Raw genomic sequence first — 21,281 nt, forward strand, 5'->3', positions numbered from 1 at the left:
CGCGCGCCGCAGATGGAGACTGCCTCGATGAACCTCGTTGCCGAAATGCCCGCCGGCCTGACCGGCGTCGAACAATTGCAGCACTTGCTGCACGGGAGCCGTGGCCCGGCCATCGGCGAAACGCTCGGCTTCAGGCTGGTCGAAGTCGAGGAGGGCCGCGTCGTGTTCGAGGGCACGCCCGGGCTGCACGTGTACAACCCCATCGGCACGGTGCACGGCGGTTATGCGGCCACGCTGCTCGATTCCGCGTGCGGGTGCGCGGCGCATTCGCGGCTCAACGCGAGTCAGGGCTACACCACGCTAGAGCTAAAGGTCGCGTACCACCGCCCCATGACTGCCGACACCGGCACCGTGCGCGCGGAAGGGCGCGTGCTCAGCATCGGCCGCCGCGCGGCCTTCACGGAGGCCAGCATCACGGATGCACAGGGCAAGCTTTACGCGTCCGCCACCTCCACCTTGCTCGTGTTCGACCGCTGACTCAACGAGACCGGAGCGAACTAGATCGCCGCGCGCGCCTTGTCCTCGATGAGCCGCACGAGCGTTTGCAGCATCCGGTTCGCAGGCGTGGGCACGCCCAGCGCCGTGCCGCGCTGCACGACATAGCCGTTGAGGTGATCGATCTCGCTGAGCTTGCCGCGCGCGAGATCCTGCGCCGTGGACGAGTATTGGCCCGGCATGGTCTGCGCGATGCGCGTCACGGCGCTGTCCATGTCCGGCGGCAGCGTCACGCCGTCTGCCTGCGCGACGGCCATGCATTCACCGACGATGTCGCGCATCGTCTCGCTCACGCCCGCACCCTTCACGAGACGTCCATAAGGCAATTGCGTGATCGCCGAAAGCGCGTTGTACGCGCAGTTCACGATCAGCTTCGCCCAGAGCGCACCGCGTACATTAGGTGAGATTTCCGTGGGCACGCCTGCGTCGATGAGCGTGCGCGCAACGGCGTCGCTCGCGCGCGAAGGCTCGATCACCAGCTCGCCGCGGCCGTGATGGCGTACGTGGCCGGGCCCCGCCATCTCCGTGGCGACGTAGACCACGGCGGCCGCCACGTCCTGCGGGATCACCGTGCGCAGGCGCTCGGCATTATCGGCGCCGTTCTGCAGCGTGAGCACGAGCGTGCCGGCGCCCAGATGCGGTTTGATCGCGGCGCCTGCGCTTTCGGTATCGGTCGACTTCACGCAGAACAGCACGAGGTCCGCGCCCGCGACGGCGGCGGCTTCGGTGCTGGCCGAGAGATGCGGCGCGCCGATGCGCTCGTCGAACTGCTGCGCTTCGAGGCGCAGCCCGTCGCGCGTAATGGCCTCGACGTGCTGGGGCCGGCCGATCAAGACCACATCGTGTCGCGCGCGAGCGAGCATGCCGCCGTAAAAGCAGCCTACTGCGCCTGCGCCCATGACGGCGACTTTCATTTGCGTCTCTCCTGTGTGGCGTGCTTCGTTGCCTGAAATGTTCCGCGGCGTGCCGGTGCGCTTCAGCGCAGCTCGAAGCCGAGCGCGTTGAGCGCGTCGCGCAGGCGGTCGCGGCCGTGCAGCGACTCGCGGCTGCGCCAGCGCGCGAGCGATCGCACGGTCCAGCCTGCCGCGCTCAATCCCTGGGCGGTCTGGAAGCCGCCCATGACTTCGTCGTAGCGGGCAATCGCGGCCGCTTGCGACGGCGCGTCGTATTGCTCGCGATGGAGCACGACCTCCTGCGGCAAGCGCGGCTTCACATCCGCAGGGCGCGTTTCGTCGGGATAGCCCACGCACATGCCGAATACGGGGAGCACGCGCGGCGGCAGACCCAGTTCCGCGGCAACCTGCTCAGGCTGATTGCGGATGCCGCCGATATACACGGCGCTCATGCCGAGCGATTCGAGCGCGACCACGGCGTTTTGCGCGGCGAGCGCCGCGTCGATCATGCCGACGACCAGCGTCTCCATGTAGTGCAGACCTTCGACGCTCGCCCCGCTGCGCGCGCCGGCCGCTTCGAGACGCGAGAGGTCCGCGAGCCACACGAGAAAGAGCGGTGCTGCGCGAACGTGCGACTGGCCGCCCGCCAAGTCGGCGAGGCGCGCACGGCGTTCGGGGTTTTCGATGGCAACCACGCTCCACGTTTGCAGGTTCGACGAAGTCGATGCCGATTGCGCCGCGGCGATCAGCGTTTCGAGCGTGCCGTCGGGCAACGGACGGTCCGCGTAGTTGCGCACCGAGCGGTGCGCGAGCAGGGTGTCGAGCGTATCGTTCCAGGCCGGCAGCGGCGCGGACCACGGCGTGCCATAGCGCGCTTCGAGGGCGCGTACAGCATCGGCGAAATCGGCAGCGGGTCGTGCGGGCGTGGTGACGGTGGACATCGGGTTTCTTCTCCGGCAACTGACAGTGGATTCTTGGCGCTGAAATTCGGGGCACCAGGCGCCGTATGGTACATGGCCCGCGCGATCCGCGCAGGCGTTCATCGGCGCGGGCCCACGGACCCACGGGCGCGCCAGCAGAGTTCGTGCGTGACCGGTATCATCAGAGGCTGCGCATGCGTTCGAAAGCGACCTGCTTCGTGCGGCGCCATCTTCCGCTTCCCCCTGTCTTCGGCAGCCCTGTCTGCCCCTTCTTCCGAGGCCTTCCCATGTCCGTTGATTCCCCGAATGCGTCGCCGGTCTGGTTCGTGACCGGCTGTTCGACCGGCTTTGGCCGCGAGCTCGCCCGCGCCGTGCTCGCGCGCGGCTGGCGTTGCGTGGCGACCGCGCGCAACAAGGCGTCGCTCGACGATCTCGCGCCCGAGGCCGGCGATCGCCTGCTGCCCGTCTCGCTCGATGTGACCGACGCCGCGCAAATCGACGCCGCCGTCGCGGCCGCGCAACAGCAGTTCGGCGCGATCGACGTGCTCGTCAACAACGCGGGCTACGGCTATCAGAGTTCGATCGAGGAGGGCGAGGAACGAGAGATCCGCGCACAGTTCGATGCCAACGCATTCGGCCTGTTCGCGCTCACGCGCGCGGCGCTGCCTGGCATGCGTGCGCGCCGCAAGGGCCACGTCATCAACATTACGTCGGTGGCGGGGCTCGCGGGCTTTCCGGGTTCTGGCTACTATGCTGCCTCGAAGCACGCCGTGGAGGGATTCTCCGATTCGCTGCTGTCCGAAGTTGCCCCGCTCGGCATCAAGGTGACCTGCGTGGAGCCGGGGCCGTTTCGCACGGACTGGGCAGGCCGCTCGCTCGTGCAAACGGCGAGCCGTATCGACGACTACGCCGAAACGGCGGGCGCGCGTATGCAGCGCACGGCGCAAGGCAGCGGGCATCAGCCGGGCGATCCCGTGCGCGCGGCGCAGGCGATGATCCGCATCACCGAAACCGAAAAGCCGCCGCGGCATCTCGTGCTGGGCGCATTCGGCGTGGATGCAGTGGCGAATCGCTTGCGCGCGGCGCTGGCCGATATCGAGGCATGGCGCGAGGTGAGCCTCGGCACGGACTATCCGGCGGGGAGTTGAGCCGGCGGCTCACGCCGTTGCGATCAGCAATGTGCCCGTTGCCACGAGCGCGCCGCGCCAGAGCCAGTCGAAGTTGATCCAGCCTCGCCGCAGCACGCCGAGACCGAGATACTCGTAGGCGAGCAGCGCGATGACGGCCGTGGTGGCGAGCGTCGTGGCGGTATGCAGCGCGGTGAACGCGAACGACAGCGCAAGCGGGTTCGCAAGGCCCGCTGCGCCGGCCGCTCCACCGCACAGCGGCAGCATGGCGGGCATCAGCATGAGCCCCGCGCCGTGCAACGTGGCCATCAACGCAGACCACGCCGCAAGCCCGGCAAAGCCCACGGTCATCCCCACGCGCACGCGGTGCCGGTGCCCGTACGCGTACTGCCACGCGGCCCACGCGATCAGCAGCGCGCCCAGGCACGCGTGCAGCGCCGCGCCGGGCAGATGCGCGCCGAGCGCCGCGGTGGAACTCGTGAACAGCAGAATGGACGCGGCGTGACCGAGCGCGATGGGCGGCAAGGCGAGCAGCAGCGCCGTGCGGCTCCCGCGCTGAAGCCCGAGCGCGGTCGCGAAGAGCCAGCCCATCGCCGGATTCACGCCGTGAAAGACGCCGCTGCCCACCACGGCTGCCCAGGCGCCCCAGTGCGCGCCGAAGACCTCCTCCATATCGTGCTCCGCGCTTATGGGTAGCAGTACGAATCGGATGAGCAGTCGCCGCCTTCGAGCCGGATCTGGTGCGGCCGGTGCGACTTCGGCCATTCGACGAAGAAGCGCTCGTCGAATTCGAGGCCGCCTTCGGGTGCGGCGTCCAGCTTCACCATCCAGCCGTCGATGCCTTCGGGATAGAACTGCGCGTCGATCGCGCCATAAAGCGAGTTGCTGAAATAGACGCGCCGGCCGTCGCGGCTCACTTCGACCATTTGCGGGCCGCCGTTCAGCGCGCGCTCGGGCGCAAACGGATGCGCCGCGCGCGCGGCGATGCCGCCGATGCGCACGCAACCCGTCAGGCGCGCATTCTCAGGGTCCGACACATCGTATTGGCGCAAATCGCCCGTTCCCCAGCACGCCGCGTAGAGGAAGCGGTCGTCGAGCGAGAGCGCGATATCGGTGACGAGCGGCGGCACCGCGGCAAATCCCTTGAGCATGGGCGGCAGATGCTCGGGATCGGCCGGCTCGGCCGGAATTTCGATGATCTTGCGTGCGGCCCACTGGTCGCCGTCGAGATACCACTGCCAGATCGAGGCCGAGAGGTCCTTCAGGCTGATCACGGAGTTCACGAAACCGTAGGGGCGCGTGGGATTGTGCGCGGGGCGCAGCTCGAACACGAGCTGGTTTTCCGCGCCGAAGTCGAGCACCTGCTTGTGCTGGCGCGTATGCAGATCCCAGAAGTGCAGGCGATGGCCATACTGGCCGCCGAGCAGGACCTCGGGCACGAGGCCGTTTTCGAAAGTCGCGGGCAGTCCCCACTCGCTCGTCACGAGCGTGTCGTAGCCGAGGTGCCACCAGCCGTCGTAGGCGAGCTGTTGCGGGCCGCGGTCGATCTCCCACTGGCCGAGAATATCGAAGCTCTCGTGGTCCATCAGGAAGACGCCGCCGGGCGCCTCGCCTTGCGCGTTCGCAAGCGACGTCACATAAATGCCATCCGGCCCGCAATGCACGGTGTGCGGGCGCGTGTAGCCCGCGCGCTGCGCGACGCTCTCGGGCTCGTGCACGCGCGCGATATGCGGGCGGCGCGCGTCAGGCTTGGTGTCGACAATATGAATGCGCGACGAGCGCAGACCGGGCACGATGAGATAGCGGCGCTCGGTATGCGCGTGGGGGGCGTTGGGGCACAGGCACGAACTGCAGGCATTCCAGCCGAAATGGTGGAGCTCGTCGCCGACGTTGGGCATTGCCAGCCGATGCACGATGCGCCCGAAATCCGGCGAGCGGGGGTCCAGATCGACCACGTCGAGCGAATCGGGCACGCTGCGCGTGGGGTCGAAGCTGGCGACGTATGCCAGTGTCTCCGCTGGGGCTTCGCCTGCCATGCGCGCAGACGGGTAGAAGGTCGGGTCCGGTTGCCACGTCGCCATTGCTGCCCCCTCATCGAAGATTCGGAAGAGCCCCTATCATGCATCAGAGTGGCACAGTGCGTTGCATACGTGTTCCATATTCCATCCGGATAGAAGCTTATGCATTGGAGCAGTGAAAACCGATTAGGTGCGCTGCGGGAATAGTAAATTCGCTTTTGCAGCATTTATTCGCGACGCCAACGTTCCTAGACTTGTACTCAACGGATGCAGACAAGCCGCTGCGCCGATTTCAAGTTACTGGAGGTTAGTCATGAGAACGCTCATCAAGGCCGTTGCGATCGCTGCGGTGCTTGCAGTGCCGGCCATTTCATTTGCACAGTCGCAAGGCACCAATGGTCCTGTGACGCGTGCGCAGGTGCGTAGTGAGCTGAAGCAGCTCGAAGCCGCGGGTTATCGTCCCTCGGTGAACGACCTGTATTACCCCGCGGATCTGCAACAAGCCCAGGCGCGAGTGAACGCACAAAACGGTGGGGCCGTTGCGCAGGCAACCGGCTATGGCCCGGCCACCAGCGGCTCGTCGGAAAGCGGTGCACGTACCGACGGCGCGGTTAGCAGCTATTCGCCGCCGGTATATAACGCGCACTGAGTTTTACGGCGGCAGGAAGCCGATTCATACCGCATGAAGATATTCAGCCCGCGACGGCACGAAAGCGCCGTCGCGGGCTGATTCATTTGCTGCCTGCTTACACGGCGCACATATCGGCCGCTTTTCGTTTTAGTCGTGCGGCGCCCCACGCTCGCCAATCCACTTGCGTGTCGACTCGAGGATCTCATTCGATAGCACGGGCTCGTCGCACAGCCGCGCAAGCACGACTGCGCCCACCATCGCGGCCCAGCCGCCGATCGCCGCCTGGCGCGCCGCTGCGCCGCCGGCGCCGTTCATGCCCCCGCTCAGGCGCTCGATTTGACGCTCCAGACCGGCCGCCATGACGGCGCGCGCTTCCGGCGTTTGCCGCGCGGTCTCGGCTGCGAGCGCCGCGGTCGGGCAGCCGTCCGCCACGTTGTCGCGATGTTCGGCACTGAGGTAGCGCGCCGCATAGCGCACCAGATCGGAATCGCCGCCTTCGCCCTGGGCAAAGACGTGGGCGAGCGTTTGCGCGATCAACTCGTCCTTCGATTTGAAATAGCCATAGAAGCCGCCGTGCGTCAGACCGGCGGCGCTCATCACGTCCGCGACGGTGACCGCATCGTAGCCGTGCTCGCGAAAAAGGCGGCCGGCGGCTTGCAGGATCTGCTGGCGATTCATTTCTACCTGTTCGCGACTGACCCTCATTGTTCTCTCCGCTCTCCATCATTCGACGCTTGACATTATATATGATGGTCATCATGATTCTGTTTACATGACGCTCATCATGAAAACAGAATTCCCAAGGAGAAGTTTCGATGTCTGCTAAACCTGCTGTCTTGATCACTGGCGCGTCCACGGGTATCGGCGCCGTCTACGCCGACCGTTTCGCAAAGCGCGGTCATGACCTCGTGCTGGTGGCGCGCGATCGCGCCCGCATGGAAGACCTCGCTGCGCGCCTGCGCGAGCGCGATGGTGTGAACGTGGATGTCGTTCGCGCCGATCTGGCCTCGCACTCGGATCTTGCGCTGTTGGAGACGCGCCTTGCCGATGACGCACGCATCGGTGTGCTCATCAATAACGCGGGTGCGAGCCTGCCGGGCACGTTCGTCGAGCAGGGCCCGGACGCCGTGGCCGGCCTCATTGGTCTGAACGTCACGGCGGTTGCGCGCCTCGCCGCGGCAGTCGCGCCGCGTTTCGCGCGCGAAGGCAAGGGGGCGATCGTGAATGTCGGCTCCGTCATTGGCCTCGCACCCGAGTTTCGCTCGAGCGTGTACGGCGCAACGAAGGCGTTCGTGCTGTATTTCTCGCAGTCGTTGAATCTGGAACTCGGCGGCAAGGGCGTGTACGTGCAAGCCGTCGTGCCGGGCGCCACGCGCACCGAAATCTGGGAGCGCTCGGGCAAGGACGTGAATGCGCTGCCGGCCGTGATGGAAGTGGACGACCTCGTCGACGCGGCGCTCGTGGGCTTCGACCGGCGCGAGACGGTGACGATCCCGCCTCTGCCCGACGCGCAGCAGTGGGACGACTACGAAGCGGCGCGATCCGCAATGTTCGCGAACTTCGGGCAGTCGCAGCCGGCGGCGCGGTATCGCGAAGCCATGTAGTCCGATGTATTGCGGGCGGCCAGCGACCGCCCGCGTTGCATGGCGAGCCGCGAGGCGCGGCCGCCGTCACAGCGCACCTTCGCTCCCACTCTCACCGGCTCGCGTCCGCAAGCCCGGCCAGCCTCTTCCCAGCAGTCCTCGCTTCGCCTTAACCCGTTCGCAAAATCAGCGGTTTCCGATATCGCGAGTGCCCGATTCGCGCAATGCTGCGCGCGAGGCTCCCGCGTGAGCGCGTGGCCGGCCATTCCCGGCGCGCGGGCGCGCGGCGCCCTGTACCATTCACCGCACGCCGCCCGGCAATGGCCACGCGGCGCGCGCGCAAACGAGGACCGGTCGATGCAACGAATAACACGAACAACTGGCGGGTGGTGGACGTTGGCGCTTGCCCTGGTGCTGGGCTTATGCATGGCGTGGGCGTGGCGCGCCTACGCGGCGCGCGCGGTGAGCGTATCGCCGCAGGGCACCGTGGCGCAGGTGCGCCAGGTGGTGGTGAAGTTCGATGAGGCCATGGTGGCGTTCGGCGCGCCCGATGCAAAGGACCCCGCGCGCCTGCAATGCAGCAATGCGGCGGCCAGCGCGGGCCAGGGTCGGTGGATCGACGGGAAAACGTGGGCTTATGATTTCGCGGCCGACCTGCCGCCCGATGTGCAATGCAGCGTGACGCTAGTCGACGCGCTCAAATCGCAGGCGGGCAACGTCGTGACGGGCGTGCGCCGCTTCACGTTCTCCACGGGCGGCCCCTTCCCGCTGAGCTTGCGTCCCTATGGCGGCGAAATAGAGGAAAACCAGGCTTTCGTGCTGAAGCTCAATGGCCCCGCCACGCCGGCTTCCGTGCGCGAACACGTGTGGTGCGAGTCGGGCGGACTCGGCAACCGCATTCCGGTGCAGCCTGTCGATGCGTCCACGCGCGCGGCGCTGCTCAAGCATTTCCGGCTCGAAAAGGACAGCGCGAGCGTGCTCACGCTCACGTGCCAGCAAACGCTGCCCTCCAGCGCGAAGATGCAGCTCGTGTACGGCAAGGGCGTGCTCGGACCGAACGGCACGCCCAACGACGTCGAGCGCCGCTTCGATTTCACGGTGCGCGAGCCGTTCACCGCGAGCATGAGTTGCGAGCGCGAGAATGCGAAGGCGCCATGCACGCCGCTGCGGCCTCTGCGCATCGACCTGAGCGCGCCGATTGCGCGCGCCGACGCGCAGAAGTTCCGTCTGCAAGGCCCGAAGGGGGAAGTCGCGCCGGCTTTCCGCCCCGATGACAAGAACAACGAGGTCGGCTCGATCTCGTTCTCCGCGCCTTTGCCCGAGCGCGCGACGCTTACGATCACCGCACCCGCCGGGCTCAAGGACGTAAGCGGCCGTGCGCTCGCGAACGCCGATCTTTTCCCGCTGCATACGGCGACCGCGCCAATGCCGCCGCTCGCGAAATTCCCGTCCTCGACCTTCGGCATCATCGAGCGCTACGCGGAGCCCGGCACGCCGCCGCTCGTGCCGGTCACGCTGCGCAACGTAGAAGCCGACCTGCACGTGCAGGGGCTCAACGCGGGCGAGGCGAAGTTCGCGAAGCTCGCGGTGCAGTCCGATACCGACATGCGCCGCTGGATGCGCCTCGTCGACCAGTTCGACAATTTCGGCATGAGCGAGACGTCGATCGACAAGCAGATGCCGGGGCTGCTCGCGCGCGCGAAGTCGCCCGTGGTGATTCCGCGCACGACGGGCGAGGGTGACGACGACGCGAAGGAGCGCATCATCGACGTGCGCTCGCTCTCACTGCTCGATGGCCAGCCAGGCGTAGAGACGCTCACGCTGCCCAAAGCCGATCCCAAGGCGTTGCGGCCGTTCGAAGTGGTGGGCATTCCCGTGCCGAAGCCGGGCTTCTACGTGATCGAACTCGCTTCGCCTTCGCTCGGCGCCTCCTTGCTCGGCAAGCCGGCGCCCATGTACGTGCGCACGACCGTGCTCGTCACCAACCTGGGTGTGCACTTCAAGCAAGGCCGCGAGAATAGCGTGGTGTGGGTCACGTCGCTCGACAAGGGCGAACCGGTAGCCGGCGCCGAGGTACACGTATCGGATTGCAACGGCGAGATGCTCGCCACGGGAAAGACGGATTCCCATGGACTCCTGACGATAGACGGACCGCTCTCGAATCGTCGCGACTGCGGCGAAAACAGCTTTAGCGGACTGTTCGTTTCGGCGCGCATCGACGACCCGAAAACGGGCCCCGACATGGCCTTCGTGCAATCGGACTGGAATCGCGGCATCGAGTCGTGGCGCTTCAACGTGCCGACCGACACGAGCGTGCAGCCCACGGTGCGCGCGCATACCGTGTTTGACCGCACGCTGCTGCGCGCGGGAGAGACGGTGTCGATGAAACACTACATCCGCGCGCAGACGATGCATGGTTTCGCGCTCCCGCAGCAGTACCCCACACGCGTGACGATACGTCATGCCGGCAGCGGGCAGACATGGCATCTGCCACTGAAGTGGGCCGCCGACCATACGGCGGACTCGACCTTCGTGTTGCCGCCCGAAGCGAAGCTCGGCGAATATGACGTCTCGCTCGACGACGGGGACGCGAACGCGAGCACGGCAGGCGACGGCAACGACGAAGCCGACAACAGCGCGGACGCCATGCATATGAGCTACGACAGCGGCAGCTTCCGCGTGGAAGCCTTCCGCTTGCCGGTGCTCAAGGGCACGATCGCCGTGCAGAACGAGAAGACGTCGCCGCTCGTCGCCGCTACGCAGGCGAGCGTGGCGGTGCAGATCGATTATGTGTCGGGCGGCGCGGCTTCGAATCTGCCTGTGCAGGTTTCGGCGCTCGTGAAGGACACCACGCCGTCGTTCGCCAGCACGTACAGCGATTTCAGTTTCGCACCGTATGTGAGCCGGAGCCCGGCCGATAACGCGTCGGAAGACGAGGACAGCGGCCCGCGCGAGGACAACGAGGTCGCGAAGCTCGTGGCCGACAAGGAGCCGCTCACGCTCGACCGCAACGGTGCGGGCACGCTCGTGCTGAAGAACCTGCCGGCCGTGGACGCGCCCAAGCGCCTCGCGCTCGAAGCGACCTTCGCGGACCCGAACGGCGAAGTGCAGACCATCAGCGGCGCGGCCACGCTCTGGCCCGCTGCCGTGGTGGCGGGCATCAAGTCGGGGCATTGGGTCTCCGTGGGCAGGACCGTGCCGGTCACCGCACTCGCGCTCGATCTGCAGGGCAAGCCGCACGCGGGCGTGAAGCTCGAGGTGCGCGGTGTGGCGAAGATCACGACGACTTCGCGCAAGCGCATGGTGGGCGGCTTCTACGCCTACGACAACCACACGGAAACACGCGATCTCGGCACGCTGTGCAGCGGCACGAGCGACGATCACGGCTTGCTCACCTGCGACGCGAAGCTCAAGGAAGCGGGCAATATCCAGCTCGTAGCCACGGCGCGCGACGGCGACGGCCATGCCTCGACGGCCACGACCTCGGTATGGGTCACGCGCGAGGACGAGCTCTGGTTCGGCAGCGAGAACACGGACCGCATCGACGTGTTGCCCGAAAAGACGAGCTACGAGCCCGGCGAGACCGCGCGCTTCCAGGTGCGCATGCCATTCCGCTTTGCGACGGCGCTCGTGGCCGTGGAACGCGAGGGCATCATCGAAACGCACGTGGTGCAACTCGACGGGCGCGATCCGACCGTCGAACTGAAGGTGAGCGACACGTGGGGGCCCAACGTCTACGTTTCGGTGCTCGCGCTGCGCGGGCGTATTCACGAAGTGCCGTGGTATTCGTTCTTCACCTGGGGGTGGAAAGCGCCGCTCGAATGGGCCCGTGCGTTCTGGTACGAAGGGCGCCAGTACGAGGCGCCCACGCCGCTCGTCGATCTTTCGAAGCCGGCTTTCCGCTACGGGCTCGCGCAGATCCGCGTGGGCGACGCGGCGCACCGCCTCGCGGTGAGCGTGACGCCCGACGCGAAACGCTACGCGGTACGCGCGACGTCCCACGTCCAGTTGCGCGTGCAGCTTCCGGGCGGCCAGCCGGTGCCGGCGGGCACGCAGATCGCCGTGGCAGCCGTGGACGAAGCGCTGCTCGAACTCATGCCCAACCGCAGCTGGGATCTGCTCGACGCCATGCTGCAGCAACGCGCCTACGGCGTGGAGACGGCGACGGCGCAAATGGAGATCGTCGGGCGGCGGCACTTCGGGCGCAAGGCGGTGCCGGCGGGCGGCGGCGGCGGGCATGGCGCGACGCGCGAACTCTTCGACACGCTGCTCTACTGGAACCCGCGCGTTACGCTCGATGCGAAGGGCGAGGCGCAAGTGAGTGTGCCGCTGAACGACTCGATCACGCGTTTTCGCATCGTCGCGATTGCGGCGAGCGGGGTGGCGCGTTTCGGCACGGGCAGCGCGACCATCGAGAGCACGCAGGACCTGCAGCTGATCTCGGGCCTGCCGCCACAGGTGCGCGAGGGCGACACCTTCCGCGCGCAGTTCACGCTGCGCAATACGACCGCGCGCGCGATGAAAGTGCTGGTCGCGCCGAACGTACCGCCGCTCGCGCTGGCCGCGCAGACCGTGGAGCTCGCGCCCAATTCGTCGCGTGAGATTGCGTGGACGGTTGCGGTTCCCGACGATCTCGCCGAGGCGGAGCGGCCCGCGCTCGTGTGGAACGTGAGTGCGGCGGAGCAGGGCGGCGCGCATGCGGCGGATGCGGTGAAGCTCGCCCAGCAGGTGAGCGCGGCGATACCCGTGACGGTGCAGCAGGCCACGCTCGCGCAGGTGGACGGTACGCTGTCGATTCCGGTTGCGCCGCCGGCTAACGCGAGCATGACACGTGCAGGCGCGGTGCGTGGCGGCATTGCGGTGTCGCTGCAGCCGAAGCTCGCGGACGGCCTGCCCGGCGTGCGCCGCTGGTTCACGCGCTATCCGTATTCCTGCCTCGAGCAGCAGACGTCGATAGCGATCGGCTTGCGCGACCCCGCGCGCTGGCAGGCGGAGCTTGTGCGCCTGCCGGTGTATCTGGACCGTGACGGCCTCGCGAACTACTTCCCGCCCGCCGACGACAGCGCGAGCCGCGGCAGCACCGCGCTCACCGCGTATCTGCTCACGATAAGCGACGAGGCGTCGAAGCTCGACCCGCGCTTCGCGCTTCCCGATGCCTTGCGCGGCAGGATGGTGGAGGGCCTCACGCGCTTCGTGGAAGGCCGCATCGAGCGCAATTCGTGGGCGCCGCGCCGCGATCTGGATCTGCGCAAGCTCGCCGCCATCGATGCGCTGTCGCGCTACGGCGCGGCGAACGCGCGCCAGTTCGGCTCGATCGAGATTGCGCCGAACCAGTGGCCCACTTCGGCGGTGATCGACTATGCGGAAAGTCTCGCGCGCATGCGCGACGTGCCGGACCGCGCGGAGAAACTGGTGCAGCTCGAGCAGATCCTGCGCGCGCGGCTCACGTGGCAAGGCACGCAGCTGACCTTCTCCACGGCCGCCGAAGACGATTTGTGGTGGCTGATGACGGGCACGGAGGTCAACGCGGCGCGCCTCGCGCTGGCCTTTGTCGACAACCCCGCGTGGAAGGAGGAAATGCCGCGGCTCGTGGCGGGCCTGCTCGCGCTGCAACGCAACGGCGCATGGAGCACGACGACGGCGAATGCCTATGGCTCGCTCGCGGTCGAGCGCTTCTCGCGCGTGTTCGAGCACGACCCGGTGACGGGCGCGACGAAGATCCAGCTCGGCGATACGTCGCGCATCGTCGACTGGAACGCGGCGGCTCAATCGGCGGCTCAATCGGCGGCGCAAGCGGCATCGGGCGCCAGCGGGGCCACGGCGGCGACGCGCAACGCGCCCGCGCGCAGCACGCTGCTCGCATGGCCAAAGCAGAACGCGGCCGTGCCTCTCACGTTGACGCATGAAGGAAGCGGCAAGCCATGGGCCACGGTGGAAAGCCTCGCGGCGGTCGCGTTGCGTGCGCCGTTCGCGGCAGGCTATCGCATCACGAAGACCATCACGCCGGTGGACGCCACGGTGAAGGGCGTGCACACGCGCGGCGACGTCGTACGCGTGCGCCTCGACATCGACGCACAAACCGACATGACGTGGGTCGTCGTGAACGACCCTATCCCCGCGGGCGCGACGATCCTCGGCTCGGGGCTCGGGCGCGATTCGGCCGTGGCGACGCAGGGCGAGAAGCAGGACGAGAACGGTCCGTGGCCCGCGTTCATCGAGCGCGGCTTCGACGGTTATCGTGCGTACTACGAGTTTCTGCCCAAGGGCAAGGTGTCGGTGGAGTACACGGTGCGGCTGAACAACGTCGGCACCTTCGGGTTGCCGCCCACGCGCGTGGAGGCGCTCTACGCGCCGGCCACGTTCGGCGTCGCGCCAAATGCGCCGGTGGTCGTGAAGGCGGCGCCGTGAGCGGGCCATTCGCGCTACGGCATCGCGCGGCGTGCGCACTCGGCGCCGCCGCGCTGTGCTTCGTGCTCGTGCCGCTGCCCGCGCTTGCACTGCCGACTTTCGATGATGTGCGCGGCCAGTGGAAAAGCTCCGACTGGGTTCTGCTGGCCCGCGACGGCACGCCGTTGCAGCGCACGCGGGTGGAACACGCCGCGAGGCGCGGCGACTGGGTCGCGCTCGCCGACGTGTCGCCGGCGCTGCGCGAGGCGATTGTCGTTTCGGAGGACAAACGATTCTATGAACACAGCGGCGTGGACTGGCGCGGCGCGACTGCCGCCGCCTGGGCGAACCTGTGGAGTACCCGCACGCGTGGGGCATCTACGGTCACGATGCAGCTCACCGGACTGCTCGACGACGACCCGAAGCACTCGGGCCAGCGCTCGCTCGCGCAAAAGGCCGTGCAAGCCGTGGACGCGCTGCGGCTCGAACGCACCTGGCGCAAGGACCAGATTCTCGAGGCGTATTTGAACCTCGTGCCGTTTCGCGGCGAGACCGTGGGGCTTGCCGCGCTTTCGCAAACGCTGTTCGGCAAGGCGCCGTCGGGGCTCGACGAACGCGAATCGGCCGTCGCCGCCGCGCTGATCCGCGCGCCCAATGCGCCTTATACGAGGGTCGCCACGCGAGCGTGCCGCATCTTGCGCGACATGCGCGCAGCGATCGTCGAGAGCGGTTGCCCGAATCTCGATGCTTTCGTGCAGATCGCCTTCGCGCGCCCGGCCATCGCCACCGACGATCCCTCGTTCGACGGGCGCGGCGAAAACTCGCCCCAGCTTGCGCCACACTTCGCGCGCCAGATCGCGAACGCCGTGCATCCCGCGCCCGGCATGCACGTGCGCTCGACGCTCGACGCGAACCTGCAACGCTACGCGCGCGACACGCTCACGCGCACGCTGATCGAACTCAATGCGCGCGCGCATCCGCGCAACGTGCAGGATGGCGCGGTCGTCGTGCTCGATAACGCAACCGGCGACGTGCTCGCGTGGGTCGGGTCGTCAGGCGGCCTGTCGAAGGCACGGGAGGTCGACGCAGCGCTCGCGCTGCGCCAGGCGGGCTCGACGCTCAAGCCTTTTCTCTACGCCGAGGCCATCGACGAGCGCCGCGTGACGACCGCCTCGCTGCTCGACGACGCCCCGCTCGATCTCGCGGCAGGCGGCGGCCTCTACATGCCGCAGAACTACGACAAGGGCTTCAAGGGCTGGGTGAGCGTGCGCACCGCGCTCGGCTCGTCGCTGAACGTGCCGGCCGTGCGTACGCTCGTGGTGGTGACGCCGCATCGATTCGCGAAGACGCTCACGGCGCTCGGCTTGCCGCTCACGCAGGCGGGCGACTACTACGGCTTCAGTCTCGCGCTGGGCAGCGCCGACGTGAGCCTCGTCACCCTCACGAACGCGTATCGCGCGCTGGCCAATGGCGGCGTCGTGAGCCCGATCGCCGATTTGCCCGCGTCTGCGCAGGCCGCATCGAATAGCGCGTCGAAGCGGGTATTCAGCCGCGAGTCGGCGTTCATCGTCACGGATGTCCTCGCTGACAACAATGCGCGCACGCGTACCTTCGATTTCGATAGTCCGCTGGGTACGGGCATGTTTTCCGCGGTCAAGACGGGCACGAGCAAGGACATGCGCGACAACTGGACCGTGGGCTTCACGTCGCGCTATACGGTGGGCGTGTGGGTCGGCAACGCGGATGGCTCGCCCATGTGGGACGTGTCGGGCGTCACGGGCGCGGCGCCGGTGTGGGCCGCCATCGTCGGCTATCTGCATCGGCGCGTGCCGAGTGTCGCGCCTGCCGCGCCGCGGGGTGTCGAGCGCGTGCGCGTGCAGTTCGCCAATGCCGTGGAGCCATCCCGCAACGAGTGGTTCATCGCGGGGACGTCTACGCCGCTCGTGGGCCTCGCATCGAGTGCCGCCGATCTCGCGCGTGGGCCCGCGCAAATCGGCAGCCCCGTGGACGGCACCATTTTCGCGCTCGATCCCGACATTCCCGCGCAGCGTCAGCGTGTCTGGTTCGAGCGTGCCACCGGCTCGAGCGCGCGCGTGAACTGGCGCCTGGACGGCAAGGCGTTGGGCGGCGCCGCGCGCCTCGCGTGGCTGCCCTGGCCGGGCAAACACACGCTCGAACTCGTCGATGCGAGCGGACAGGTGACCGATACCGTGCGCTTCGAGGTACGCGGCGCGCTTGCGAAGCCGCAGAAGTCGATGCGCGCCGACGCCGCGCAAGGCGGCGTGGCGCGCTGAGGGAGAGGCGAGCTTATTTCTCGGGCGCAGTCGCGGCGGTTGCCGCCGGTGCTGCTGAAGCCGGTTGCGTGCCTTGCGCCCCCTGCTGCTGCAGCGTTTGCTGATTGCCCTCCCAGCCGCCGCCGAGCGCGAGGAACAACCGCACCTGGTCGAGCGCGACTTCGCCTTCGGCCGCCGCGACCTGTGCGTGCACACTGGTGAGCGTGCGCGTGGCGTCGAGGTCGGAGAGGAATGGTTCGCGGCCCGCCGCATAGAGACGATGCGTTTCGTCCGCCGACTGCTGCGCCGACGTATAGGCCGTGCGCAGTGCATCGGCGCGCTGGTCGTCGGCGGCGTAGGTCGCGAGGCTCGACTGCGTTTCGCGCAGCGCGTTGAGCACCACGCCGTCGAAGTGCGCGAGCGCGCCGCCCGTCGCGGCCTCCGCGGCGCGCACGCGGTCGCGCTGGCCGTTGACCGGGAAGGTCCAGCTGATCAGGGGTCCGAATGACCAGGCGTTGGTCGCAGGGGTGAACAGGTCGCTCGTCAGGCCGACTGTGCCCACGCCCGCACCGAACGTGACGTCGGGGTACATCTCGGCGATCGCCACACCGATGCGCGCCGTCGATGCCGCGAGCTGGCGTTCCGCCTCGCGCACGTCGGGGCGGCGCTTGAGGAGCGCGGCGCCGTCGCCGACGGGAATCGGCTGCTTGAGCCTCGGCAGGCGTTTGCACGCGAGCGCGGCGGGCGGCAGGTCCTTGGGGGCGCGCGCGAGCAGCATGGCGAGCTGATACTGGGCCACGCGGCGGCGTCCCTCGAAGCGCGGGATATCGGCGGCGATCGTATTGGCCTGGGTCTGCCCGCGCGTCACGTCGGGCTGGTTGCCGCGGCCCGCGTCGCGCAGGCGCTTGGTGAGCGCCACGCGCTCGTTCTGCAGCTTGAGCGATTCCTGCGCGATCTCCAGTTCCTCGGCGGCCGAGCACGATTCCACGTAAGCCTGCGCCACGTTGGCGACCACGGTGATGCGCGCGAGGTCGGCCGCGGCTTCCACGGCTGCGTCGTCGGCGCGCGCGGCTTCCACGCCGCGCCGGAGCTTGCCGAACAGGTCGAACTCGTACGAGATGTTGACGCCGAGGTCGCCCAGCGTCGCGACAGGCACCTTTTCGAACAGGAGGTACTGCTCGCCCGACACCTGCGCGCGCTCGGCGGTGGCGTGCGCGGTGCCCGAGAAGCCGCCCTGTGCATTGGCGATGTCGACCGCCGCACGCGAGCGCGCGAGATTCGCCGCCGCCACGCGCAGGTCGGTGTTCGACTTCAGCGCCTCCTGCACGAGTTCGTTGAGCGTGGGGTCGTCGTAAAGCTGCCACCAGTTGGCGGGCACGCCCAGTTGCGAGACGGGCGCATGGTCCGCGCCGTCGATCGGCCCTTGCGCGAGCGGCGCATTGACCGCGGCTTCCTGCGGCACGTGATAGTTGGGACCGAGCGTGATGCACGCGCCCAGCGCGAGCGCGAGCGGCGCGAGCGCGAGGTTGGGCCAGACGTTGGGCGACAAGCGGCGGCGCCAGAGACTACGGCGTGTCATTGCGAAGCTCCGGCAGCCTGGGAAGCGGCGGGGGCGCTCGCATTCATGGCGGGCTGCGAAGCGACGGCGCCGCTTGCGTTGTTCGCGTGGGCGGCCTGGCGGTCGTTGTTCGCTTCCGTGCGCACGGCCACGGTTGCCGTTCGCCCCGCGATCATGCGGAAATCGGCGGGCACTTCGTCGAGCGCCACGCGCACCGGAATACGCTGCGCGAGACGCACCCAGCTGAACGCCGGATTCACGTTGGGCAGCAGGTTCGGCGCCGCCTGGCGGTCGCGGTCCTCGATCGCCGCGACGATGCTCTGCACATGACCACGCAGCGGGCGCGTCTCGCCCATCACCGTGATCTCCACGGGTTGGCCGATCTGAATGCCGTGCAGGCGCGTTTCCTCGAAATAGCCATCCACGCGGAACGAATGCATGTCCACGACGGCGACCACCGCGCGGCCTGCCGTGACGTATTCGCCAGCCCGCGGCGCGCGGTCGTTCAAATAGCCGTCCACGGGGCTCACGATCGTCGTGCGCTGAAGATTGAGCCTGGCGGTGTCGACCTGGACCTGGGCGTCGGCGGCCGCGGCCTCGCCCTGATCGACGCGCGTGCGGCTTTCCTCGAGCGTTTCCGCCGCCACGAGATTGCCGAGCCCGATATTGCGTGCGTATTCGCGCTTCGCCTGGGCGAGCGTGGCCTTGCGCTGCTCGAGCGCGGCCTGCGCGAGGCGCAGCGCGAGCGAGTAGCGCGCCTGGTCGATCACGAACAGCACCTGGCCTTGCTTGACCTGCTGGTTGTCGACGACGTCGACGCGGGTGATGAGTCCGCCCACGTCGGGCGCGACCTGGATCACGTCGGCGCGCACGCGGCCGTCGCGCGTCCACGGCGAGAACATGTAGTAGTTGACGATGCGCCACAGCACGAGGGCGGCGACCACGACGACGATGAGCGTCAGCAGGATCTGTCCTGCGGAGAACCAGGTTTTTTTCACGTTCACGTTAATTCACGAAGCGATGCGACACGATGATGACGGCAGCCAGCACGAAGACATAGATGCCGAGATCGAAAATGGAACGATGCCACACGAGGCGGTAAAAGCCGACGCGCGTGAGCACCTTGCCGATCACGACATTGATGAGGTACGCAATCAGCATCAGGACGAGCACGGCGGGCACGAACACGCCAAAGATATCGATTTCGCCGATCATGATGCGAGTTTCGAAAAAGGATGAGAGGGACGCGCGCTCATGCCGCGGCCTCCGGGTTGGAAGGCGATTGTGCCGCAAGGGCCGGATAGAGCGCGATGCGCAGGCCCACCAGCGCGTGCAGCGTGTCGCGCAGCCAGCGCTGCGAGACGAGCGCGCGCGGCGCGGGCTGGGCATCGGCGTCGGCAAGCGTGGCGGGCGGCAGTTGCGCGCGCGCGCGGGCCGCCACGCGGCGCATGGCGTCGTCGATGCTGGAGAGCAGCGCCGACGGGGCGTCCTGGCGCTCGCTCGCTCGCGCGCAGCGCGCATAGTGGTCGCTCACGCCCGCGAGCACGCGGTCGATCGCGTCGGGCACGTCGCCGTCGAGCTTGTGGCGCGAGCGGCGCAAATCGAGCGAATTGAGCGCGATACGCAGGTCGCGGAAGCTCTCGATCGACGGATGGCGGTGCTCGTCGGAAGCCGCGAGACGCGGAATGAGCTGCATGAGGCGATCGACCATGCGTGACGTGAGGTTGCGCTGGTCCGCGATAGGCGTGGGCGATGCCGAGAGCGCGACATCGCTCCAGCTCGAGCGCAGGAGGCGCCGCGCCGCGAGCTCGGCGCCGAACGGGCGCGTGACGCGCGTCCACAGGTAGGCGAACAGGAGGCCCGCCACACCGGCAATATTGCTGTTCAGGAAGACGAAGAAGTCCGACTCGTAAGCACTCTGCACGCTGATGAAGGTGGCCGTGTTCACGGCCACGAGCATCGTCACCATGTTGAAGGCCGGGCGCGGAATGAGCGTGCCGATCAGGATGAACGGGCCCGCGAACAGCAGCACGAGCATCGCGAAGTCGTGCACCTTGGGCAGCGCGACGAACAGATAGAGGCCCGCGAATACCACGCTCGCCGCGGTAGCGAGGAAGAAGCGGAACACCAGCGGCGCGGGCTCGTCGGATGCCGCAAAGAAGCAGCAGGCCACGGCCGCGAGCGTTACCGCGCCCGCGCCGTCGTGCCAGCCCGAGCTGACCCATAGCCAGCAGGCCACGAGAATCGCGCTCACCGGCACGAGGCACGAAAACACCATGAGGCCGCGATCGTAGAAGCGTTCGGTGCCGCCAAGGCGCCAATGGCGATAGCGCGGCCGCCACGAGCCGATTTTCGCTTCGTGCGCGATGAGCGCGCGCAGCGCGCGGCAGTCCTGCCACACGTCGATCACCTGGCCGAGCCGCCAGAGCGCGTTCGAGAGCAGCGCGCCTTCCCAGCTCGAGAGTGCGTCGCGCGCGGGCTGCAGCGTCGCGATGCGCTTGCGCAGATTCTCTGCGGTCGGGTCGCCCGCGTCGTCGTGCATTTCGGCGGCGCGCGTGGGCAGCGGTTCGTCGAACCAGCGCGCCGCGTCGGCGAGCAGGCTGTCGAGGCCCTCCGGCCACACGTGCAGATCGCGGCGCAGCGCGACGAGCGGGTCGGCGAGCGCGGAGATCATCGGCAGAAAAAGCTGCATGCGCCCGCGCAGCGACTCGGCGCGCTCGAGGATCTCGGGGTGCGTGTGGTCGTAGCTCAACTGGCTCAGCAGGAATTCGAGCTGGTTGACCGTGGCGGCGAGACGTTGACGGCACGCCGAAAGCGCCTTGCCCGCAATATGGCCCGAGAGCGTTTCGCGGCCGTACCAGGCGGCGTCGCGGAACCATGCGTCGGCGCGCTCGATGAGTGTGGGCGCGAGGCGGCTAGGCAGGATGTTGCTGCCCACCACGCTCGCGCAAATGATGCCGACCGTAATTTCCTGCGTACGCGCGATCGCCACGTCGAACACCGTGGTGGGATCGCTCACGGTGGGCAGCGCGATGAGCGGCATCGTGTAGCCCGCGAGCATGAACACGTAACTGCGCGCGGTGCGGTCGGAGATCGCCAGATAGAGCAGCGTTCCCGTCCAGGTCGCGACGATCGCGCTGAAGAGCAGCGGCGTTTCGACGAAGGGCGGCACGAGCGCGACGGCGGCGGCCGCGCCGAGCGCGGTGCCCAGCGCGCGGTACAGCGCCTTCGAGCGCGTGGCGCCGACGAACGGGTTCGAGACGATGTACACACTGGCCATCGCCCAATAGGGGCGCGGCAGCTGAAACTTGAGCGCGATATAGAGCGCCAGCATCGACGCGGCGAAGGTCTTGACCGAAAAGAGCCAGTCGCGGATGGAGGGGTAGGTCATGAGTC

The 21,281-nt window shown here is 67.9% G+C and carries 15 protein-coding genes; 6 read left to right on the forward strand and 9 right to left on the reverse strand.

Translation table 11 applies throughout. The features are described 5' to 3' along the window. The first annotated feature begins 27 nt into the window (after nucleotides 1-27). Complete coding sequence (locus tag ACOJB8_RS19675) at nucleotides 28-477, forward strand: PaaI family thioesterase (RefSeq protein ID WP_069266079.1); 450 nt, start codon at nucleotides 28-30, stop codon at nucleotides 475-477. 20 nt (nucleotides 478-497) lie between these two features. Here ACOJB8_RS19675 and ACOJB8_RS19680 read toward each other — a convergent pair whose 3' ends face one another. After that, nucleotides 498-1,409 (reverse strand): ketopantoate reductase family protein, encoded by a 912-nt coding sequence (locus tag ACOJB8_RS19680; protein WP_342947134.1) that lies wholly within the window; start codon nucleotides 1,407-1,409, stop codon nucleotides 498-500. Between the two features lie 62 nt (nucleotides 1,410-1,471). Continuing rightward, a complete protein-coding gene (locus tag ACOJB8_RS19685; RefSeq protein ID WP_342947135.1) occupies nucleotides 1,472-2,329 on the reverse strand; it encodes an NADPH-dependent oxidoreductase in 858 nt (285 codons plus the stop codon). A 266-nt stretch (nucleotides 2,330-2,595) separates the two neighbouring features. On the opposite strand from ACOJB8_RS19685, the gene ACOJB8_RS19690 reads away from it, so the two are divergent. Further along, complete coding sequence (locus tag ACOJB8_RS19690; RefSeq protein WP_368727670.1) at nucleotides 2,596-3,456, forward strand: oxidoreductase; 861 nt, start codon at nucleotides 2,596-2,598, stop codon at nucleotides 3,454-3,456. A 9-nt stretch (nucleotides 3,457-3,465) separates the two neighbouring features. Here the strand turns inward: ACOJB8_RS19690 and ACOJB8_RS19695 are convergent, their stop codons facing one another. Together ACOJB8_RS19695 and ACOJB8_RS19700 are read right to left on the reverse strand one after the other, a co-directional pair. Further along, complete coding sequence (locus tag ACOJB8_RS19695) at nucleotides 3,466-4,107, reverse strand: hypothetical protein (protein ID WP_069266075.1); 642 nt, start codon at nucleotides 4,105-4,107, stop codon at nucleotides 3,466-3,468. Nucleotides 4,108-4,121: 14 nt separating this feature from the next. Then, a complete protein-coding gene (locus ACOJB8_RS19700; protein ID WP_342947137.1) occupies nucleotides 4,122-5,516 on the reverse strand; it encodes a selenium-binding family protein in 1,395 nt (464 codons plus the stop codon). A gap of 250 nt (nucleotides 5,517-5,766) precedes the next feature. Here ACOJB8_RS19700 and ACOJB8_RS19705 point away from each other — a divergent pair, with 250 nt between their 5' ends. After that, entirely contained in the window at nucleotides 5,767-6,102 is a 336-nt protein-coding gene (locus ACOJB8_RS19705; protein WP_321927677.1) for a DUF4148 domain-containing protein, read from the forward strand. Nucleotides 6,103-6,231: 129 nt separating this feature from the next. Here ACOJB8_RS19705 and ACOJB8_RS19710 read toward each other — a convergent pair whose 3' ends face one another. After that, nucleotides 6,232-6,789, reverse strand: coding sequence for a TetR/AcrR family transcriptional regulator (locus tag ACOJB8_RS19710; RefSeq protein WP_475013775.1), 558 nt, complete (start codon nucleotides 6,787-6,789; stop codon nucleotides 6,232-6,234). Nucleotides 6,790-6,899: 110 nt separating this feature from the next. On the opposite strand from ACOJB8_RS19710, the gene ACOJB8_RS19715 reads away from it, so the two are divergent. The 3 genes from ACOJB8_RS19715 to pbpC all read left to right on the forward strand — a co-directional run bounded on the left by ACOJB8_RS19715 (nucleotide 6,900) and on the right by pbpC (nucleotide 16,348). Continuing rightward, the gene (locus tag ACOJB8_RS19715; protein WP_475013777.1) at nucleotides 6,900-7,688 is read left to right on the forward strand and encodes an SDR family NAD(P)-dependent oxidoreductase; all 789 of its coding nucleotides are present in this window, start codon (nucleotides 6,900-6,902) and stop codon (nucleotides 7,686-7,688) included. A gap of 336 nt (nucleotides 7,689-8,024) precedes the next feature. Continuing rightward, on the forward strand, nucleotides 8,025-14,075 hold the full coding sequence (locus ACOJB8_RS19720; RefSeq protein ID WP_475013780.1) for an alpha-2-macroglobulin family protein: 6,051 nt from the start codon (nucleotides 8,025-8,027) through the stop codon (nucleotides 14,073-14,075). A 53-nt stretch (nucleotides 14,076-14,128) separates the two neighbouring features. Further along, nucleotides 14,129-16,348: a penicillin-binding protein 1C gene (pbpC, locus tag ACOJB8_RS19725; RefSeq protein ID WP_475013848.1), complete on the forward strand. Its 2,220-nt coding sequence runs from the start codon at nucleotides 14,129-14,131 to the stop codon at nucleotides 16,346-16,348. 13 nt (nucleotides 16,349-16,361) lie between these two features. Here the strand turns inward: pbpC and ACOJB8_RS19730 are convergent, their stop codons facing one another. From ACOJB8_RS19730 to ACOJB8_RS19745, 4 genes are read right to left on the reverse strand one after another with little or no spacing between them, the layout of a single operon-like run. Beyond that, nucleotides 16,362-17,906: an efflux transporter outer membrane subunit gene (locus tag ACOJB8_RS19730; protein ID WP_475013782.1), complete on the reverse strand. Its 1,545-nt coding sequence runs from the start codon at nucleotides 17,904-17,906 to the stop codon at nucleotides 16,362-16,364. Continuing rightward, nucleotides 17,903-18,883, reverse strand: a complete 981-nt coding sequence (locus ACOJB8_RS19735) for an HlyD family secretion protein (RefSeq protein ID WP_342947189.1) — start codon at nucleotides 18,881-18,883, stop codon at nucleotides 17,903-17,905. The genes ACOJB8_RS19730 and ACOJB8_RS19735 overlap by 4 nt, the downstream gene beginning before the upstream one ends. A 7-nt stretch (nucleotides 18,884-18,890) precedes the next feature. Next, entirely contained in the window at nucleotides 18,891-19,100 is a 210-nt protein-coding gene (locus ACOJB8_RS19740) for a DUF1656 domain-containing protein (protein ID WP_027818583.1), read from the reverse strand. A gap of 37 nt (nucleotides 19,101-19,137) precedes the next feature. Further along, nucleotides 19,138-21,276 carry an FUSC family protein gene (locus tag ACOJB8_RS19745; RefSeq protein WP_069266067.1) on the reverse strand — a complete coding sequence of 713 codons (2,139 nt, stop codon included), beginning with the start codon at nucleotides 21,274-21,276 and terminating at the stop codon, nucleotides 19,138-19,140. Between the last annotated feature and the right edge of the window lie 5 nt (nucleotides 21,277-21,281).

Source organism: Paraburkholderia sp. BR10141 (genome assembly GCF_056155635.1).

What these genes read in the sequence shown, in the direction of transcription:
- ACOJB8_RS19675 (WP_069266079.1), top strand. Translation starts at nt 28, where the DNA reads ATGAACCTCGTTGCCGAAATGCCCGCCGGCCTGACCGGCGTCGAACAA.
- ACOJB8_RS19680 (WP_342947134.1), bottom strand. Translation starts at nt 1,409, where the DNA reads ATGAAAGTCGCCGTCATGGGCGCAGGCGCAGTAGGCTGCTTTTACGGC.
- ACOJB8_RS19685 (WP_342947135.1), bottom strand. Translation starts at nt 2,329, where the DNA reads ATGTCCACCGTCACCACGCCCGCACGACCCGCTGCCGATTTCGCCGAT.
- ACOJB8_RS19690 (WP_368727670.1), top strand. Translation starts at nt 2,596, where the DNA reads ATGTCCGTTGATTCCCCGAATGCGTCGCCGGTCTGGTTCGTGACCGGC.
- ACOJB8_RS19695 (WP_069266075.1), bottom strand. Translation starts at nt 4,107, where the DNA reads ATGGAGGAGGTCTTCGGCGCGCACTGGGGCGCCTGGGCAGCCGTGGTG.
- ACOJB8_RS19700 (WP_342947137.1), bottom strand. Translation starts at nt 5,516, where the DNA reads ATGGCGACGTGGCAACCGGACCCGACCTTCTACCCGTCTGCGCGCATG.
- ACOJB8_RS19705 (WP_321927677.1), top strand. Translation starts at nt 5,767, where the DNA reads ATGAGAACGCTCATCAAGGCCGTTGCGATCGCTGCGGTGCTTGCAGTG.
- ACOJB8_RS19710 (WP_475013775.1), bottom strand. Translation starts at nt 6,789, where the DNA reads ATGAGGGTCAGTCGCGAACAGGTAGAAATGAATCGCCAGCAGATCCTG.
- ACOJB8_RS19715 (WP_475013777.1), top strand. Translation starts at nt 6,900, where the DNA reads ATGTCTGCTAAACCTGCTGTCTTGATCACTGGCGCGTCCACGGGTATC.
- ACOJB8_RS19720 (WP_475013780.1), top strand. Translation starts at nt 8,025, where the DNA reads ATGCAACGAATAACACGAACAACTGGCGGGTGGTGGACGTTGGCGCTT.
- ACOJB8_RS19730 (WP_475013782.1), bottom strand. Translation starts at nt 17,906, where the DNA reads ATGACACGCCGTAGTCTCTGGCGCCGCCGCTTGTCGCCCAACGTCTGG.
- ACOJB8_RS19740 (WP_027818583.1), bottom strand. Translation starts at nt 19,100, where the DNA reads ATGATCGGCGAAATCGATATCTTTGGCGTGTTCGTGCCCGCCGTGCTC.
- ACOJB8_RS19745 (WP_069266067.1), bottom strand. Translation starts at nt 21,276, where the DNA reads ATGACCTACCCCTCCATCCGCGACTGGCTCTTTTCGGTCAAGACCTTC.